Source organism: Bradyrhizobium sp. IC3123 (assembly GCF_020193625.1).
Taxonomy (GTDB): domain Bacteria; phylum Pseudomonadota; class Alphaproteobacteria; order Rhizobiales; family Xanthobacteraceae; genus Bradyrhizobium; species Bradyrhizobium yuanmingense.
On the sequence record NZ_JADYVF010000016.1, the window covers coordinates 1 to 18286 of the forward strand.

Sequence of the window (18286 nt, forward strand, 5' to 3'; positions counted from 1 at the left end):
GAACCCGCTTGCCCCCGGCCCCGCCGCTCTGTATACGCGCGGTCGGTGTCCCCGAGGCACCCGTCCAGTGCGGGCCACCATACTGATCCTTATGAAGGAATGCACGCGTCGTCATGAGCCGCCTCGTGATGAAATTCGGCGGCACGTCCGTCGCCAACATCGAACGTATCCGCAACGTCGCACGCCATGTGAAGCGTGAGGTCGATGCCGGCCACGAAGTGGCCGTGGTCGTCTCGGCGATGGCCGGCAAGACCAACGAGTTGGTCGCCTGGTGCACCGAGGCCTCGCCGATGCACGACGCGCGCGAATATGACGCCGTGGTCGCCTCGGGCGAACAGGTGACGTCCGGCCTTCTTGCCATCGTGCTCCAGGGCATGGGCATCCAAGCCCGCTCGTGGCAGGGCTGGCAGATCCCGATCAAGACCAGCGACGCCCATGCCTCGGCCCGGATCGAGGACATCGACGGCAGCGAGATCATCAAGCGCTTCAAGGACCGAAAGGAGGTCGCGGTCATCGCCGGCTTCCAGGGCATCAACCCCGAGACGGGTCGCATCACCACGCTCGGCCGTGGCGGCTCCGACACCTCGGCCGTGGCGATCGCCGCCGCCGTCAAGGCCGACCGCTGCGACATCTACACCGACGTCGACGGCGTCTACACCACCGACCCGCGAATCGTGCCGAAGGCCAAGAGGCTCGACAAGATCGCATTCGAAGACATGCTGGAACTGGCCTCGCAGGGCGCCAAGGTGCTCCAGGTCCGCTCGGTGGAACTCGGCATGGTCCACAACATGCCGATCTTCGTCCGCTCGAGCTTCGATAAGCCCGAGGATATCGACCCGCATGCCAACCAGCCGCCCGGCACGCTGATCTGCAGCGAGGAGGAGATCATGGAAAGCCACGTCGTCACCGGTATCGCCTTCTCCAAGGACGAGGCTCAGATCTCGGTGCGCCAGATCGAGGACAAGCCCGGCGTTGCGGCCTCGATCTTCGGCCCGCTGGCTGATGCCAATATCAACGTCGACATGATCGTGCAGAATGTGTCCGAGGACGGCAAGACCACCGACCTCACCTTCACCGTGCCGGCCGCCGACTTCACCCGCGCCAAGGATACGATTACCGCAGCCAAGGCCAAGATCGGCTATGCGCGGCTCGATACCGCCACCGATGTCGCCAAGATCTCGGTGATCGGCAGCGGCATGCGCAGCCATGCCGGCGTCGCCGCCCAGGCGTTCTCGGCGCTCGCCGGGCGGAACATCAACATTCGGGCCATTACAACCTCCGAGATCAAATTTTCGGTCTTGATCGATACCGCCTATACCGAGCTTGCGGTGCGCACCTTGCATACGCTCTACGGTCTCGATCAGACCTGACGGTCTTTCCGGAAAACCGCTTCGCACTTTTCCGGACAGTGCCAAAAGGCTAATTTTCTCTTAGCGGTCGCAGCAAACGCGAAGGTGTACACACCTTCGCGTTTGGCAGGCGTTTTGCTTGGCAAAACAAGCCTCAATTCGCTATACGGCGGACAGGGTGGGCTGCCGCAGACTGTGTCCCAGTTCAGGCGGCGCTGATTCGGTACGAGCACTCAATCTCCCGTGGATTTGGGCTTGTGCCTGCGCCGGACAAACAATTTGATTGTTTTTCTGGAATTTTGGTCCAGCCGCCGGCCGATATCGCCGGGCCCGGCCGATGGAGGAGATTGACGGTTCATGCGGAGCGCGTCGGGAGGTCCCCGCGTCTTGTTGAGACGGCTCCGCGAGACCATGGCGGAGCAGGTCTCGGCCCAGGAGCGGCTGGACAAGATCGTGGTGCTGATCGCCGCCAACATGGTGGCCGAGGTGTGCTCGGTCTATGTGCTGCGCATCGACAATACGCTCGAGCTCTACGCCACCGAAGGTCTCAACCGCGAGGCGGTGCACCACACCGTGCTCAGCGCCCATGAGGGCCTGGTCGGCCTCGTCGCCAGCGAGGCGACGCCGCTCAATTTGAGCGACGCGCAGAGCCACCCGGCGTTCTCGTTCCGGCCCGAGACCGGCGAAGAAATCTACCATTCCTTCCTCGGCGTGCCGATCCTGCGCGCCGGCAACACGCTCGGCGTGCTGGTGGTGCAGAATCGCGCCAAGCGCAATTATGTCGAGGAGGAGCTCGAGGCGCTCCAGACCACCGCGATGGTGCTGGCCGAGCTGATCGCCTCCGGCGAACTCTCCGCGCTGGCGCAGCCGGGCCAGGAGCCGGCGGCGCGCCATTCGGCGCAGAAAGTCGGTGCCATCCTGTCGGAGGGCATCGCGCTCGGCCATGTCGTGCTGCACGAGCCGCGCGTCGTCATCAAGGACTACATCGCCGAAGACCTGCCGAAGGAGATCAAGCGGCTCGATACTGCGCTCGCCAAGCTGCGTGCCGATCTCGACCGCATGCTGGAGCGCGGCGACGTCGCCGAAGGCGGCGAGCACCGTGAGGTGCTTGAAGCCTATCGCATGTTCGCCAACGACCAGGGCTGGTCGCACAAGCTGCACGAGGCGGTCGCGACCGGCCTCACCGCGGAAGCCGCGGTCGAGCGCGTCCAGTCGGACACCCGCGCGCGCATGCTGCGCTCGACCGACCCCTATTTGCGCGACCGGCTGCACGATCTGGAAGACCTCGGCTACCGCCTGATGCGGCAGCTGGTCGGCCAGGATCATGCGCCCTCGCGCGAGCAGCTGCCCGACAACGCCATCGTCATCGCCCGCGCGATGGGCCCGGCGGCGCTGCTCGACTACGACCGCAAGCGCCTGCGCGGCATCGTGCTGGAGGAAGGCACCGCGAACTCGCACGTCTCGATCGTGGCGCGGGCGCTGGGCATCCCTGCGGTCGGCGAGGTGCCGAACGCGCCTGGAATCGCCGATCCCGGCGACGCCATCATCGTCGACGGCACCTCGGGCTCGATCTATGTGCGCCCGTCGCAGGAGATCGAGGCGGCCTTCGCCGAGCGCGTGCGCTTCCGCGCCCGCCGCCAGGCGCAGTACCTGGCGCTGCGCGACCGGCCCTGCGTCACCAGGGACGGCCAGAAGGTCGAGCTGATGATCAACGCAGGTCTTGCGATCGACCTGCCGCATATCGAGGACACCGGCAGTGCCGGCATCGGCCTGTTCCGCACCGAGCTGCAATTCATGGTCGGTCAGAGCCTGCCGCGCACCAGCGACCAGCTCGCGCTCTATCGCACCGTGCTCGATGCCGCCGGACCTAAGCCCGTCACCTTCCGCACGCTCGATATCGGCGGCGACAAGGCGCTGCCCTATATGGAAGCGGTGATCGAGGAAAACCCCGCGCTCGGCTGGCGCGCGATCCGGCTCGGGCTCGATCGTCCCGGCCTGTTGCGCGGCCAAATCCGCGCGCTGCTGCGCGCCGGCGGCGGCCGCGCGCTGCGCATCATGTTCCCGATGATCTCGGAGGTCGCCGAATTCGACTCGGCCAAGGCGCTGGTCGAGCGCGAGCTCACATACCTCCGCCAGCACGGCCACACGCTGCCTGAACGAATCGACATCGGCACCATGGTCGAGGTGCCCGCCCTGCTCTACCAGCTCGACGAGCTATTGAAGAAGGTCGATTTCATCTCGGTCGGCTCCAACGATCTGTTCCAGTTCCTGTTCGCGGTCGACCGCGGCAACGCCAAGGTCTCCGAGCGCTTCGACACCATGTCGGCGCCGATCATGCGCGCCTTGCGTGACATCGCGCGCAAGGCGCACGCGGCGCAGAAGTCGCTCTCGCTGTGCGGCGAGATGGCCTCCAAGCCGATCGGCGCACTGGCGCTGATTGCGCTGGGCTACCGCTCGCTCTCGCTCTCGGCGACCGCGCTCGGCCCGGTCAAGGCGATGGTGCTCGACCTCGACGCCAAGAAGGCCGAAGCGATGCTGGGCCCTCTGCTGGATGCGCCTGCGGGCAGCGTCTCGATCCGGCAGAAGCTGACGGAATTTGCCGAGGCCGAGGGCCTTGCGTTGTAGCGGGCCTGTCGCCAGCTTCCCGCCGCCCTCGCCTCCTTCCGCACTTTGAGACAGAACCGATGTCGTCACTTCCCGAAGCCAAACTGGACGTCCTGCTCGCGCATCACGCTTCGCTCGAGGCCGAATCGCTCGGACAGCTCGCCTCCGAGCGTTACGTGCAGATCACGCGCGAGCTCGCCGAGCTCACGCCCCTGATCGAGGCGGTGAAGTCCTATCGCGCCGCCGTCAAGGAGCTCGCCGACACCGACGCGTTGATCGCCGATGCCGCCACCGATGCCGAGATGCGCGGCATGGCGGAAGCCGAACGCGACGAGCTCGCGCCGAAAATCGAGGAACTGGTCCAGAAGATCCGCGTCGCGCTCCTGCCCAAGGACGCCATGGACGACCGCAACGTCGTGCTGGAAATCCGCGCCGGCACCGGCGGCGACGAGGCTTCGCTGTTCGCCGGCGACCTGTTCCGGATGTACGAGCGCTTCGCCAGCTTGCAGGGCTGGAAGGTCGAGGTGATCTCCGCCAGTGAAGGCACCGTCGGCGGCTACAAGGAAATCATCGCCGAGATCCAGGGCCGCGGCGCATTCTCCAAGCTGAAATTCGAATCCGGCGTGCACCGCGTGCAGCGCGTGCCCGACACCGAGACGCAGGGGCGCATCCACACCTCCGCCGCGACGGTCGCCGTGCTGCCCGAGGTCGAGGACGTCGACGTGGACATCAAGAACGACGACCTGCGCATCGAAACCATGCGCGCAGGGGGCGCCGGTGGCCAGCACGTCAACAAGACGGAATCGGCGATCCGCATCACCCACATCCCGACCGGCATCGTGGTGATGATGCAGGACAGCCGCTCGCAGCACAAGAATCGCGCCTCCGCCATGAACATCCTGCGCTCGCGCATCTATGACGCCGAGCGGCAACGCGTCGAGGCGGCGCGCTCGGCCGAGCGCAAGGAGAAGGTCGGCTCCGGCGACCGCTCCGAGCGCATCCGCACCTACAATTTTCCGCAAGGACGCGTCACCGATCATCGCATCAACCTCACGCTCTACAAGCTGCCGCAGGTGATCGCGGGTGAAGCGCTCGGCGAACTGATCGACGCACTGACGACGGAGCACCAGGCCGCACAGCTCGCTGCGCAAGGCGCGGCGGCCTGAGGCGTGAGCAACCCCTTCACCGGACAATCCATCGAGAGCGCGCGGCGGGCGCTGGCTGCGCAACTGAGATCGGCACGGCTCGACGAAGCCGAGCTCGACGCGCGCATCCTGATCAGTGCGGCACTCGGCCTCGACCTCACCGGCCTGGTCACGCAGGCGGCCCGTCTCCTGACCGCGGCCGAAGCATCGCGGCTCACGCAACATGCACAGCGCCGCATCGCCGGCGAGCCGGTGTCGCGCATTCTCGGGACGCGCGAATTCTGGGGCTTGCCGTTCCGCCTGTCGGAAGCAACCCTGGTGCCGCGCCCCGATACCGAGACCGTGGTTGAGCTTGCGCTCGAGATTCTCCGCGAGCGGGAGGCATCTCACCCGCCGCGGATCGCCGACATCGGCACCGGCTCGGGCGCGATCCTGCTCGCGCTGTTGCACGAAATCCCCGATGCGTTCGGCGTCGGTACCGATCTCAGCCAGAACGCGCTCATGACCGCCAGGGACAATGCCGCGGCGCTGGGACTCGCCGACCGCGCCGCCTTCGTCGCCTGTTCCTACGCCGCGGCGCTCGGTGGCCCGTTCGACCTCATCGTGTCGAATCCGCCCTATATTCCCTCGGCTGAAATTCCGAAATTGAGCGTCGAGGTGCGCGAGCACGACCCGCATCTGGCGCTCGACGGCGGCAATGACGGATACGACGCCTATCGCGCCCTGATCCCGCAGGCGAGCGAGCGGCTCGCCCCCGGCGGCGCCCTGGTCGTCGAGGCTGGACAGGGCCAGGCCCAAAATATTGAAACCTTGATGAGGGCCGCCGCGTTATCGCTGGACAGGTCACCCAAGGCCGACTTGGCGGGCATTCCGCGGGCCGTTTCGGCCCGAAAAATGCCCCCATAAAAGCCGGATTGGCCTGCAAAAACCACTTGGAATATCCCGTGGGAACGACTACGTTCCGGTCAACACATCGGTGCCGGCCCCGTAGACCTACGGGCGAAAGCCGGGCTCTCGGGCGAGAGCTTTACTGATTGAAGGTTCCAAGCCGCAGGTCCTGTTGAGCGCGATGGCCAGTGGAGCTGCGCTGCTCTCTCCGACCGCAAGTGAACGAAAGCCTGATATTGCGCTTGAACACTTACGCAAGAAAGCTGGGCTTGTTTCGGCAGGCGAAATGAATGGGTTCGCTGGCAATGGATGCTGGCGGGTGGGGAACGCGTCTTTGTTGAACGCGACGGTCGACGAACATCGGCAGGGTTGGATCCGCTTTTGCGCGGTGCGCGCAAGACATGTGAGCCACTGTCACCAGGTCACTCCTAGCAATCAGTAATGCGTGCAACCTTTAGGGCTGGAATTAAAGGCAGGACATGAGAAACGGTCAGAACAAGCAGCGGATGCGCAACCGCAACAACAATAACAACAACAACCGGCGCGGCCAGAACCCGATGACCCGGGTCTACGAATCCAACGGACCCGACATCAAGATTCGCGGCACTGCTTCGCACATCGCCGAAAAGTATCTCCAGCTTGCACGTGACGCGCGCTCCTCCGGCGATCCCGTTGCAGCCGAGAACTACTACCAGCACGCCGAGCATTATTTCCGCCTGATCGCGGCGGCTCAGGAGCAGTTCCGTCAGAACCAGCAGCCGCGCGGCGATGAGCCCATCGCCAGCAGCGACGAGGGCGAGGACGACGGTGAGAATTTCTCGGCCTTCGGCCAGGAGCCCGGCTTCGTCCCGCAGCCCCAGCCGCAGCCCTTCATGCGCGACCGCGACGGCCAACGCGATCATCACCAGCGTGATCACCAGCCGCGCGACAACCAGCCGCCCTATCAGCGCGACAATCAGCAGCCGCGCGAGCACCGCGAACGCGATCACCGTCCGCAGCCGCAATATCAGCCGCAACCCGCCAACCAGCCGCAGCCTGTCATCGCCGATGGCGGCGTCGACCGCCTACCCTCCTTCATCACCGGCGCGCAGCCGCAGGTGAACGGCAATCAGGGCGGCTTCGAGGGCGGCGGTGGCGGCGAGCGCTATCCGCGTCGGCGGCGCCGGCCGCATGGCCCGCGCCCGGAGCGTGAAGCCGCTCCGGTTGCTTCCAGCGACGAAGTCGCCCCCGGCGAGTAAGCTCTTCTGACTTTCCGACTCGAATCGTCCCGGCCTCGCCGGGACGATTTGCTTTTGACGCTGTGCGTTGGCCGGACACAGACCCACCTCTCCGGAAGGGAGAGGTGAAGCTAACTGCGCGTCACCGTCGTCGAGGATGGCACCAGCACGGGCTTGGCGAGCGAGGGAATCAGCCGCGCCCGCTCGCGCTTGGCGGGGATCGCGCGGTAGACCTGCTTGGTCGCCTCCACGATGTGGACGCCGGCAAAAGGCAGTGACAGCGCCGCACCGGCACGTTCCCACATCTGGGCCGATTTCAACACCCAGCCGCCGGCATAGGGCGGCATGAACAGCGCCTCGCCCCAAGCGGTCGGCGTGAACCAGGTCTGGCGCAACAGCTCGGTGATCTGCGAGCGCGAATAGGGCCGGCCATGGCCGAACGGCGTGCTGTCGGTGCGGGTCCACACCCCACGCCGGTTCGGGATCACGGCGATGACGCGCCCAGAGGGCGACAGCACGCGCCACACCTCGCGCAGCAATGCGGCCGGATCGTCCGACATCTCCAGCGCGTGCACCAGGAGAATGCGGTCGACCGCGGCGTCGGGAAGCGGCAGCGAGAACTCATCCACCAGCGAGGCCAGCGCGGGCCGTCCCGTCGGCCATTTCAGGACACCCTGCGCCGCCGGCATGAAGGCGAGGCAGCGCTCGGCGTCCTCGCGGAACAACCCCAGATAGGGTGTGGGATAGCCGACGCCGAGCACGCGCTGGCCCTCGGCGCTGGGCCAACGCTCCCTGATGCCGCGATTGATCATTTGCCGCGCCACGATGCCGAGGCGGCGGGAATAGAACTCGCGGAGGTCGACGACGTCGATGGTCATGACCGCAATGTAACATGCGCCAGGGCGCCGCTGCGCGCGGAATATTGCATTGCCTGCGCAACGTTAACGCCATATTTGTCTGGCGGGGCTGAGCGCGATGGAGATGACATGGCCGCCGAAATTCGTACTTTCAACTGTTTAAACGACAATTTCGGTTATCTGATCCACGATGTGGCAACCAAAGCGACGGCCTCGATCGACGCGCCGGAGGCCGGCCCGATCCTCAAGGCCCTGGAGCGCGAGGGCTGGCAGCTCACCGACATTCTGATCACCCATCATCATGGCGATCATGTCGGCGGGGTCGCCGAGCTCAAGCAGAAATACAATTGCCGCGTCGTCGCGCCGCACGACAAGACCACGAAGATCGCCAACGTCGACCAACGCGTCGCCAATGCCGACGTGGTCAAGATCGGCAATCTGCTGGCGCGTGTCGTGGAGACGCCCGGCCACACGCTCGACCACATCTCCTACGTGTTCGACAATGAGAAGACGGTGTTCGCCGCCGACACGCTGTTCTCGATCGGCTGCGGCCGCGTGTTCGAGGGCACCTATCCGATGATGTGGGATTCGCTGCTGAAGCTGCGCGCCCTGCCCGACGACTTCAAGCTCTATTGCGGCCACGAATACACGGCGTTCAACGTCAAGTTCGCGCTCACCATCGAGCCGGACAACGCGGCGCTGCAGGCGCGCGCCGCGGAGGTGACAAAGCTGCGCGCCGAGAACAAGCCGACCATTCCCTCGCTGCTCGGCGAGGAGAAGCGCGCCAACGTGTTCCTGCGCGCCGATGAGCCGGCGGTCGCGGCCAAGCTGCATATGAAGGGCGCGGATCCCGCTGCGGTGTTCGGCGAACTGCGCGAGCGCAAGAATAAATCCTGACGCACAAGTCCTGAAGCACACTCCCGACGAGGATCGATGCCGACCGCAGCCGAGATCATCGCACGCCTCGAGCTCCGCCCGCATCCGGAAGGCGGACATTATCGCGAGACGTTTCGCGACCAGAGCACGGACGCCAACGGGCGTTCGCGCTCGACGCTGATCTACTTCCTGCTCGCGCGCGGCGAGCGTTCGCACTGGCATCGCGTCGATGCGGTGGAGACGTGGCACTATTACGCCGGCAGCCCCTTGACGCTGCGCATCGCCCATGACGGCTGCTCGCAGCACGAGGTGCGGCTCGGCGCCGACCTCGGCGGCGGTGAGCGGCCGCAGGCGATCGTGCCTGCGCGGGCCTGGCAGATGGCGGAAACCACCGGCGAGTGGACGCTGGTCGGCTGCACCGTGGCACCCGCATTCGAGTTCGCAGGCTTCGAGCTCGCGCCGTCCGGCTGGGAGCCGTAGCTCCGCTCCAATCATCGCTTCCGCAGCACCATGTCCTTGGCCGCGATCAGGCCGCCCCCGGCAATGAGGATCGCAGCAAGGGCGATGTTGGCGCTGGCCTTGGCGAAACCGGCAGCGATGAGGAATCCCGTCGAGAGCAATGGCGTCGCGTAGGAGGCGGCGCCGAGCACACGGATGTCGCCGCGCTTCATGCCGATGTCCCAGGCGTAGAACGCGGCACCGACCGGGCCGATGCCGAGTGCGATGACCGAGAGCCATTGCACCGTGGTCTCCGGCCAGACCGTGGTTTCAAGCAGACCATGCATCAGCGCGGCCAATATTGCCGTGGCAAGACAGAAGCCCGCGACCGCATCGGTCGGCACCGCTTTCAACCGGCGCGACAGCACCGAATAGGTCGCCCAGACGAACGCCGCGATGAAGGCCGCGATGAGACCCGGCACAGCTCCAGGCGCAAAACCGCTGGTGTTGCCGGCGAACAGCAGCACCGTGCCGACGAGGCCGAGCACGGCGCCGATGATGTGGTGCGCCGCCAGCCGCTCGCCCGGCAGGAAGGACGAGAACAGCACGATCAAGAGCGGCCACAGGTAATTCAGAAGGCCGGCTTCGGCCGGCGGGGCGAAGCGCAGCGCGAGGAAATACAGCGCGTGATAGCCAAACAGGCCGCCGACGCCGACGATCCAGACGGCGAGCGGTTGCCGCAAGCTTCTCGCCGCCTCGCTCCGCCCGATCCAGGTGAGCAGGCCGACGACACCGCCGATCGCGAAGGTCATCGCAGCGAGCTGAAACGCCGGGATCTTTCCGGTCGCCACCGTCATCACCGACAGCAGCGACCACATCAGGATCGCGGTCAGACCGATCAGCGTGGCAGTGCGGGGAGTCATTGGCCCAATGTTTCCGTCATGGCGGGGCTTGTCCCGGCCATCCACGTTCTTCCGTGGCGACGGCTGTTGTAAGGCCGTGGATGCCCGGGACAAGCCCGGGCATGACGATGTGGACAATATCAGCCTGCGTGATGCGATCGCATCACACCATGTACTGGCCGCCGTTGACCGACAGCGTCGAGCCGGTGATGGCGCCGGCCTCATCCGCGGCGAGGAACACGACGGCACGCGCGATCTCTTCGGGCTCGCCGAGACGGCCGATCGGAATCAGCGGCAGGATCGCCTTCTCCAGCACGTCCTTCGGCACTGCCTGCACCATCTCGGTATTGATGTAGCCGGGACAGATCGCATTCACGGTGATGCCGCCCTTGGCGTTCTCCAGCGCCAGGGCCTTGGTGAAACCGATCTCGCCGGCTTTCGCTGCGGAGTAGTTGACCTGTCCGAACTGCCCCTTCTGGCCGTTGATCGAGGAAATGTTGATGATGCGACCGAACTTGCGCCCGCGCATGCCTTCGATCACCTGGCGCGACATGTTGAATAGCGAGCCGAGATTGGTGTTGATGACGGCGTTCCACTGCTCAAGCGTCATCTTGTGGAAGGCACCGTCCTTGGTGATGCCGGCATTGTTGACCAGCACGTCGACCGGGCCGACCTCGGCCTCGACCTTCTTCACGCCCTCGGCGCAGGCCTCGAAACTGCTGACGTCCCACTTGTAAACCGCAATGCCGGTCTCGGCCTTGAATTTCTCCGCGGCAGCGTCGTTGCCGGCATAGCTCGCCGCAACCTTGTAGCCGGCGGCCTTCAGCGCCTTGCTGATCGCAGCACCGATGCCCCGCGTACCACCCGTCACCAATGCAACACGTGCCATGTCGTATTCCTTCCCTCTTCCTTGGACGCTTCGGACTTTTCTGACGTGATCGCTTTTTAGCTACGGATTATGCGGTTGGTTTGACGGACATCAAGAACAAAACGCCCGGCATCGAGCCGGGCGTTTTTCTTTAGTCGAGGCTTGTCGGGTTGCGAAGAATATTTGATTTGCAACCGCTGCCTTTTTAGTCGCGTGCAACGCACGCGCTGACGTGTGCGGCGCACCCGTCAGCTGCGCGTAAGATCAGTCGCGCGCCACACACATGGCGATGCCCATGCCGCCGCCGATGCACAGCGTGGCCAAGCCCTTCTTCGAATCGCGCTTCTGCATTTCGTGCAGCAGCGTCACCAGCACGCGTGCGCCGGACGCGCCGACCGGATGGCCGATCGCGATCGCACCGCCGTTGACGTTGACCTTGGAGGTATCCCAGCCGAGGTCCTTGTTGACCGCGCAGGCCTGTGCCGCGAAGGCTTCGTTGGCCTCGATCAAATCGAGATCGCCGACGCTCCAGCCGGCCTTCTTCAGCGCGGCGCGCGAGGCCGGGATCGGGCCCGAGCCCATGATCTTCGGATCGACGCCCGCCTGCGCCCAGGACACGATGCGCGCGAGCGGCTTCTTGCCTTCCTTGGCGGCCTGCTTGGCGGTCATCAGCACCACGGCGGCAGCGCCGTCGTTGATGCCCGAGGCCGAGCCCGCGGTCACCGTGCCATCCTTCTCGAAGGCGGGCTTGAGCTTGGCCATCGCGTCGAGCGTGGCGCCATGGCGCGGATATTCGTCGGCGCTGACGACGACGTCGCCCTTGCGGGTCTTGATGGTGACGGGGACGATCTCGTCGTTGAACTTGCCGGCCTTCTGCGCCGCCTCGGCCTTCTGCTGCGAGGCCACGGCGAACTCGTCCTGCTGGGCACGGGTGATCTGCCATTGCCGCGCGACGTTCTCGGCGGTGTTGCCCATGTGGTAGCCGTTGAAGGCATCCCACAGGCCGTCCTTGATCATGGTGTCGACCAGCTCCAGGCCGCCCATCTTCACGCCGCCACGCAGATGCTGAGCGTGCGGGGCCATGCTCATCGATTCCTGCCCGCCGGCGACCACGATCTCGGAATCGCCGTTGAGCAGCGCCTGGTAACCGAGCGCAACCGTGCGCAGGCCCGATCCACACAGCTGATTGACGCCCCAAGCCGGGCTCTCCACCGGAATGCCGGCGCCGATCGACGCCTGGCGGGCCGGGTTCTGGCCTTGGGCGGCGGTCAGGATCTGACCCATGATCACTTCGGAGACCCGGCCGGGCTCGATGCCGGCGCGCTCCAGCGCGGCCTTGATGGCAACGGCGCCGAGGTCATGGGCGGGAAGGGTCGCGAACGCTCCGTTGAAGCTTCCGACCGGGGTGCGGGCGGCGCTGACGATGACGACATCGTCTGACATGGGCATCTCCTGGGGCTTGAGGTTCTTGTGAAGGGGGCAGGCGGGCTGGAAAGCGATCGCCAGTCTCGTCAGCCATCCTGTTAACGTCGTTGAGGCATGTCAATCGGCCGGGGCCCGAATTCATACCGCAGCGCATTCAAAATAGCGTTCTTGGCGTTTTCGCAAGCAGGATTTTGCTCTGCAATTAACCGTGCCGCACAAAACGGTAGCGTGAGCCCTTTGAAAATGCTTATTTTGTTGCGTTGCGTACTCTTCCCGCCCTGCGGCATTGCCCGACAGGTTCCCGTTCTCCGCGTTTGCAAGTGAGAGCCCATGGCGAAATCAGACCAACCCACCACAATCAAGAAATACGCGAACCGCCGGCTCTATAACACCGGAACGAGCACCTATGTGACGCTCGAAGACCTCGCCGCGATGGTCAAGGACGGCGAAGACTTCCTGGTCTATGACGCCAAGACCGGCGACGACATCACCCGCTCCGTGCTCGCCCAGATCATCTTCGAGCAGGAGAACAAGGCCGGCCAGAACCTGTTGCCGACCACCTTCCTTCGCCAGCTGATCCGCTTCTATGGCGACAGCATGCAGATGGTGGTGCCGAAATATCTGGAGCAGTCGATCGCGACCCTGACCCAGGAGCAGGAGAAGTTCCGCAAGCAGATCGCCAATACGCTGTCCGGCACTCCTTTTGCTCCGTTGGAAGAGCAAGTCCGCCGCAACATGGAGCTGTTCCAGCAGACCTTCTCGATGTTCAAGCCGTTCGCAGCGCCTCGTCCGGCGGCCACGCCCGAGCCGGAGCCCGATGCGAATGCCGAGGCGCCAAAGGACAGCAACATCGACGAGCTGCGCCAGCAGATGAAGGAAATGCAGGAGCGCCTCGAGCGGATGTCGAAGAAGGACGAATAGTCTTTCATTCGCGCCGGCCCCTGTACGCGGAGGGCGAGCCACGTCTGACCGAAGCAACCATTGGGACCATGTCTACGCCGCCAAGGGCGAGGCCGAGGTCAGCTGGTATCAAGATAGCCCCGCGATCTCGCTCGCGATGATTCGCGCAGCCGGCTCCGATCGCGACACGACCATCATCGATGTCGGCGGCGGCGCATCGCGCCTGGTCGATGCGCTGTTGCAGGACGGCTATCGCGACATCGCCGTGCTGGATCTTTCTGCCAATGCGCTCGCGGCGGCGAAGAAGCGCATCGGTCCGGCCGCTTCGACGGTCGACTGGATCGTTGCCGATGCCACGATGTGGCGTCCGACCAGGACCTACGATGTCTGGCACGATCGCGCAGCGTTTCACTTCCTGACTGACCCGCGCGACAGGGTCGCTTACGTGGAGCGCCTGCGGTCGGCGGTCAGACCTGGCGGCCACGTCATCATTGCGACGTTTGCACCCGATGGTCCCGAGAAATGCAGCGGCCTGCCGGTGCAGCGCCACGACAGCGCGAGCCTTGCGGCGGAGCTCGGGCCGGAATATAAACTGGTCGAGACGCGCAGCGAGACGCACCACACGCCGTGGCATTCGACGCAGGCGTTTCAGTTCAGCCGGTTTCGGCGGCAGAAATAGTTCTCGTCATGGCCGGGCTTGACCCGGCCATCCACGTCTTGACGCTCGACGCGAAGAACGTGGATGCCCGGGTCAAGCCCCGGCATGACGACAGAGACTCCGGATCAAGCCGCCATCTTCATCGCATGCGCAAAGTCCCAGTAGAGCTTGCGCGCCTTGGCGTAGAACGGGCCCGGCTTCAGCTCGCGCTCGTCGATGCGGATCACGGGCGCGACCTTGGCGAAATTGCCGGTCGAAAAGATCTCGTCGGCGGTCAGGAAATCGGCGTAGCGCAGCGTCTTCTCGACCACGGTGACGCCGTCGGCGCGAAGCAGGCTGATGACGCGCTGGCGCGTGATGCCGTTGAGGAAGGTGCCGTTCGGCACCGGCGTGAACACCACGCCATCCCTGGCCATGAACACGTTGGAATTGCCGAACTCGGCGACGTTGCCGAGCATGTCGAGCATCAGCGCGTTCTGGAAGCCGCGCGACGCAGCTTCGGCGAGTGCGCGCGAATTGTTCGGGTAGAGGCAGGCGGCCTTGGCTTCGACCGGCGCGCATTCGGCCGTCGGCCTACGAAACGGCGACAAGGTGATCGCGTTGCCGACGGGCTTTGGCATCGGCGCTTCGTAGATGCACAGGCACCAATTGGTGGTCTCGGGGTCGAACAGCACGCCGCCGCCGCTTCCGTTCTGCGCCCAGTACATCGGACGGATATAGAGCTCGGCATTTCCGGCAAAGCGCGCGATGCCTTCGTTCGCGAGCGTCAGCCAGGTGTCGGTATCGACCACCGGCTTCAGGCCGAAACTGATCGCGGATTGATTGGCGCGGGCCACGTGACGATCGAGATCCGGTGCGACGCCCTCGAAAGCGCGAGCGCCGTCGAACACGATCGAGCCGAGCCAGGCCGCATGCGTGCGCGGCCCCATGATCGGCACGTTGCCCTCGTGCCATTTGCCCTCGAAGAAGGTCCAGCTCGGCGAGTAGTCGATGGGCTTCTTGATCTCGGCCATGACCGGCCTCCTTTTCGAACGATCCGGCACTATTGTCCCAATTTCTAAACGATTTGCTGCGAGGAAATGGTGAGTTACCCTCTCCCCTTGTGGGAGAGGGTGGCTCGCCGCGTAGCGGCGAGACGGGTGAGGGGTATCCATCCGCGAACTCACCTGCGGAGAAAACCCCTCATCCGGCGCTGCGCGCCACCTTCTCCCACAAGGGGAGAAGGAAGAATCCATGCCGCTCGATCCGCTCGCAAAGCGTTTGTTGACCATGATGGCTGCGGCTGCGCCGCGGGCGCGGAGCCGCCCGAGTGTGGAGGTGCGGCGGCAATCGCTGGCAAAGCTGATGCAGTTCGCCCGGGCCGAGGCGCCGGATGTGACGACCTCCGACGGCAGGCTGCCCGGTCCCGGCGGCGAGCTGCCCTATCGCCTCTACACGCCGGCAGGCACTGAAGCGCCCGCACCGGGCTTCGTGTTCTTTCATGGCGGCGGGCTCGTCGCCGGCAGCATTGCCACGCACGAGCGCATCGCCGCGGCGCTGGCGCATGCCACCGGCTGCCGCCTCGTGTCGGTCGATTACCGGCTCGCGCCGGAGCACAGATTCCCTGCCGCGGTCGACGACGCGATCGCGGCCACCGAATGGGTGGCGCGCGAGGCGGCATCGCTCGGCATCGACGCTGACCGCCTGGTGATCGGCGGCGATTCCGCCGGCGCCACACTCGCGGCGATCGTGTGCCAGAATGCGGCGCAGACCGCCGGCCTCTCCATCGCCGCGCAGTGCCTGATCTGCCCGGTGCTGGATTTCGAGGAAACCTCGCCTTCGCGCGAGGCCTTTGCCGAGGGCCATCTGATCGATCGCGCCACGATCGAAGCCGATCTTTCCGATTATCTGCCCGATGGCATCGATCCTGCCGATCCCCGCGTCTCTCCGTTGCGCGCGACGCGCCTCACGGGCCTGCCGACCGCGATCATCCACACCGCCGAGTACGACCCGATGCGTGACGAGGGCAATGCCTATGCCCGCAAGCTGCTCGCCGCGGGGGTCGCGGTCGAGCATGTCTGCCACGATGGCATGGTTCACAATTTCCACGCCATGGGCGCAATCCTGCCGCAGGCACAGCTCGTGCTGTCGCAAATCGGCGAACAGGTGCGGCGCGCGGTGAAGACCTGACAGCGTCAATCATACGCGCGCGCCGATCACCGCGCGCGCCGCCGCGACATATTCCGGCCAGTGCGCTTCCGCATAATGCTCCGCCTGCCATGCGCAGGTGCTGTCGGGCGCATGCGCCGCCGCAATCGTGCGCGCGAAACGTTCCTCCGCAACCGTCGCCTTGCCGGGCTCGGCTGTGGGTGCAGCAGCCACCGCAGCACCGGGAGTAACGGCAAGCCCCGCCAGACCGGTGAGCAGGATGCGGCGTGACGTGTTCATGGCTGTCTCCTCCATTCTTCGGCCTGCACTGTGGCGGGCGAGTGTGTCAGTGCGATCACGCCAGGGTAACCGCGCACATCCGCGCCGTCCATCGCTTGCGGATAGCGCTTGACCAAGCGAGCGATCACGTTCCATCTAACAACGGTTCCACCTTCAGATCGCCACGCGTCGGATCGTCACGTGCCTTTTCGCAGCCAATCCCGTCGTGCGTTGCGCGCTGCCGCAGCGGGACTCCTGTGTCTGGCGGTCCCCGCCGGCGGCGCCTTCGCCGCCGACGATGAGGAGGAAAAGCCGGCGGTCCCGAACATCTATCTCGATCTCCGCACCATCTATGCGACGATCCCCGCTGGCACGCTCGCGCTCGGCTTCGGCAACACCTCTCTGTCAGCCGCATTCCAAGCCCTGGCGGCGCAACGAGGCACGTCGCTGCCGAATGGACTGCCGGCCGCGAAATCGATTGCGATCGACCTGCCGCTGACCGTCGACGTCAGCGACCGCGTTTCGCTCTACGGCGGCGTATCCGGCACGACGACGGATATCGGCGGCGGCTGGTCGTCCTTCGACATCACGAGCTGGAACATCGGCGTGCAGGCCGATCTCTACCAGCAGAATGGCGGGAAGATCCCGACCATCACGCTGCAATCGACCCTGACGCAGTCGGTGCCCAACGAGCAGGGCATGACGAATTCCTTCAACAACATCGTGGAATTCGACTACGCGGTCGACGAGGACGAGACACGGGGCTGGCTCGCCGGCCTGCAATACACCACCGTCACCATCGCCAGCCCGTTCGCCACGATCCGGCCGAACACGATCCTCTATGCCGGCGGCTACTATCAATGGCCGAGCAACTGGAAGTTCACCGGGCGCCTCGGCATGCAGTCGTTCGGCGGCGCGCTGCTCGCGGGCCGGACGCTCGCGGAATCCTTCACCCAGCCGGTCCTGCGGCTCGACCTCGATCGCATGGACGACAACGACAACCGACTTTTCGGCATTACCGCGCAGATCGCCTGGATGCCGAAGCCGTCCTATCAGGTCACGTTGCGCACACCGCTCTACGCCGTGCGCAACTAGTCAGGCACCGGCACGTCGAAGGTGTTGAGCGTGACCGAGACCATGCAGTAGACGCCGACGAGATAGGACAGCTCGGCCGCGCCGTGCTCGCCGAATTCCTTCACCGCCGCACGCCAAGTCAGCTCCGGCAGCACGCCGCCGCTGACCAGTGCCGAAGCCATGTCGTAGGCGACGGCTTCCTGCTTGGTGAGGTCCACCGGCCGCTGGCCGGCAACGATGGTCGCGAGCTTCTCGTCGGAGAGGCCACGCTGCTCGGCCACCAGCACATGAGCGTAGAGCTCGTAACCGGAGCGGAAATGCGAGCCGGTGACGAGGATCGCGACCTCGCGTACGGCCGCGGGCAGCAGCGGGTTCGACGCAATCGCCTTGACCAGCTCCCACACCGGCTTGCCGAAGCGCGGCTCGCGGATCCAGGGATTCCAAGGCCCGAGCAGCGCGCCGTCCTCGCGCATGTTCACAAAACCCTTGAAGTGGTCCTTCATGCCGGCCCGCATGTCGTCATAGAGCGGCTTCTGTTCGTCGGTCAGCTCTTTCGGATCGAGAATGGGAAGGCGCACGGTAGGGTCTCCTCGTTGAGAAGACGCAACCGTCACCTGCATGCCTGCCCAAGGCAAGTGAAGTTGCCGTGACGACCGTGCGATTTCGCAAATGCCAGGCA

General features: G+C 65.2%; 18 protein-coding genes. 11 read left to right on the forward strand and 7 right to left on the reverse strand.

Annotation, left to right across the window (positions count from 1 at the left end; all coding sequences use genetic code 11):
- The first annotated feature begins 113 nt into the window (after positions 1-113).
- The 5 genes from I6F20_RS32575 (at position 114) to I6F20_RS32595 (ending at position 7224) form a co-directional block, all read left to right on the forward strand.
- Positions 114-1370 carry an aspartate kinase gene (locus I6F20_RS32575; RefSeq protein ID WP_036014718.1) on the forward strand — a complete coding sequence of 419 codons (1257 nt, stop codon included), beginning with the start codon at positions 114-116 and terminating at the stop codon, positions 1368-1370.
- 336 nt (positions 1371-1706) lie between these two features.
- A complete protein-coding gene (gene ptsP / locus I6F20_RS32580; RefSeq protein WP_036014720.1) occupies positions 1707-3974 on the forward strand; it encodes a phosphoenolpyruvate--protein phosphotransferase in 2268 nt (755 codons plus the stop codon).
- 59 nt (positions 3975-4033) lie between these two features.
- Positions 4034-5119: a peptide chain release factor 1 gene (prfA, locus tag I6F20_RS32585; protein ID WP_036026209.1), complete on the forward strand. Its 1086-nt coding sequence runs from the start codon at positions 4034-4036 to the stop codon at positions 5117-5119.
- A gap of 3 nt (positions 5120-5122) precedes the next feature.
- On the forward strand, positions 5123-6004 hold the full coding sequence (prmC, locus tag I6F20_RS32590; protein ID WP_036026207.1) for a peptide chain release factor N(5)-glutamine methyltransferase: 882 nt from the start codon (positions 5123-5125) through the stop codon (positions 6002-6004).
- 461 nt (positions 6005-6465) lie between these two features.
- Positions 6466-7224, forward strand: coding sequence for a DUF4167 domain-containing protein (locus tag I6F20_RS32595; protein WP_036042629.1), 759 nt, complete (start codon positions 6466-6468; stop codon positions 7222-7224).
- Between the two features lie 110 nt (positions 7225-7334).
- Here I6F20_RS32595 and I6F20_RS32600 read toward each other — a convergent pair whose 3' ends face one another.
- The gene (locus I6F20_RS32600; RefSeq protein WP_036014737.1) at positions 7335-8081 is read right to left on the reverse strand and encodes a methyltransferase domain-containing protein; all 747 of its coding nucleotides are present in this window, start codon (positions 8079-8081) and stop codon (positions 7335-7337) included.
- Positions 8082-8189: 108 nt separating this feature from the next.
- Here I6F20_RS32600 and gloB point away from each other — a divergent pair, with 108 nt between their 5' ends.
- Entirely contained in the window at positions 8190-8957 is a 768-nt protein-coding gene (gene gloB / locus I6F20_RS32605) for a hydroxyacylglutathione hydrolase (protein WP_225129835.1), read from the forward strand.
- Between the two features lie 36 nt (positions 8958-8993).
- A complete protein-coding gene (locus I6F20_RS32610; protein WP_225129837.1) occupies positions 8994-9416 on the forward strand; it encodes a cupin domain-containing protein in 423 nt (140 codons plus the stop codon).
- A gap of 11 nt (positions 9417-9427) precedes the next feature.
- On the opposite strand, the gene yddG is transcribed toward I6F20_RS32610, so the two are convergent.
- The 3 genes from yddG to I6F20_RS32625 all read right to left on the reverse strand — a co-directional run bounded on the left by yddG (position 9428) and on the right by I6F20_RS32625 (position 12587).
- Positions 9428-10297 carry an aromatic amino acid exporter YddG gene (yddG, locus tag I6F20_RS32615; protein WP_157287489.1) on the reverse strand — a complete coding sequence of 290 codons (870 nt, stop codon included), beginning with the start codon at positions 10295-10297 and terminating at the stop codon, positions 9428-9430.
- Positions 10298-10439: 142 nt separating this feature from the next.
- Positions 10440-11165, reverse strand: coding sequence for an acetoacetyl-CoA reductase (gene phbB / locus I6F20_RS32620; protein WP_036014745.1), 726 nt, complete (start codon positions 11163-11165; stop codon positions 10440-10442).
- Positions 11166-11408: 243 nt separating this feature from the next.
- Positions 11409-12587, reverse strand: coding sequence for an acetyl-CoA C-acetyltransferase (locus I6F20_RS32625; protein ID WP_036026194.1), 1179 nt, complete (start codon positions 12585-12587; stop codon positions 11409-11411).
- Between the two features lie 312 nt (positions 12588-12899).
- Here I6F20_RS32625 and phaR point away from each other — a divergent pair, with 312 nt between their 5' ends.
- Complete coding sequence (gene phaR, locus I6F20_RS32630; RefSeq protein ID WP_027577426.1) at positions 12900-13490, forward strand: polyhydroxyalkanoate synthesis repressor PhaR; 591 nt, start codon at positions 12900-12902, stop codon at positions 13488-13490.
- 136 nt (positions 13491-13626) lie between these two features.
- On the forward strand, positions 13627-14148 hold the full coding sequence (locus I6F20_RS32635; protein ID WP_225129838.1) for a class I SAM-dependent methyltransferase: 522 nt from the start codon (positions 13627-13629) through the stop codon (positions 14146-14148).
- 104 nt (positions 14149-14252) lie between these two features.
- Here I6F20_RS32635 and I6F20_RS32640 read toward each other — a convergent pair whose 3' ends face one another.
- Entirely contained in the window at positions 14253-15140 is an 888-nt protein-coding gene (locus I6F20_RS32640; protein ID WP_225113763.1) for a branched-chain amino acid aminotransferase, read from the reverse strand.
- A 220-nt stretch (positions 15141-15360) separates the two neighbouring features.
- On the opposite strand from I6F20_RS32640, the gene I6F20_RS32645 reads away from it, so the two are divergent.
- A complete protein-coding gene (locus tag I6F20_RS32645; RefSeq protein WP_225129840.1) occupies positions 15361-16296 on the forward strand; it encodes an alpha/beta hydrolase in 936 nt (311 codons plus the stop codon).
- Positions 16297-16305: 9 nt separating this feature from the next.
- Here I6F20_RS32645 and I6F20_RS32650 read toward each other — a convergent pair whose 3' ends face one another.
- Positions 16306-16554 (reverse strand): hypothetical protein, encoded by a 249-nt coding sequence (locus I6F20_RS32650; protein ID WP_036026186.1) that lies wholly within the window; start codon positions 16552-16554, stop codon positions 16306-16308.
- Positions 16555-16764: 210 nt separating this feature from the next.
- Here I6F20_RS32650 and I6F20_RS32655 point away from each other — a divergent pair, with 210 nt between their 5' ends.
- Positions 16765-17628, forward strand: a complete 864-nt coding sequence (locus I6F20_RS32655) for a hypothetical protein (protein ID WP_036026185.1) — start codon at positions 16765-16767, stop codon at positions 17626-17628.
- On the opposite strand, the gene I6F20_RS32660 is transcribed toward I6F20_RS32655, so the two are convergent.
- The gene (locus I6F20_RS32660; RefSeq protein WP_036014759.1) at positions 17625-18185 is read right to left on the reverse strand and encodes a carboxymuconolactone decarboxylase family protein; all 561 of its coding nucleotides are present in this window, start codon (positions 18183-18185) and stop codon (positions 17625-17627) included. The two genes, I6F20_RS32655 and I6F20_RS32660, sit on opposite strands and share 4 nt — an antisense overlap.
- Positions 18186-18286 lie beyond the last annotated feature (101 nt).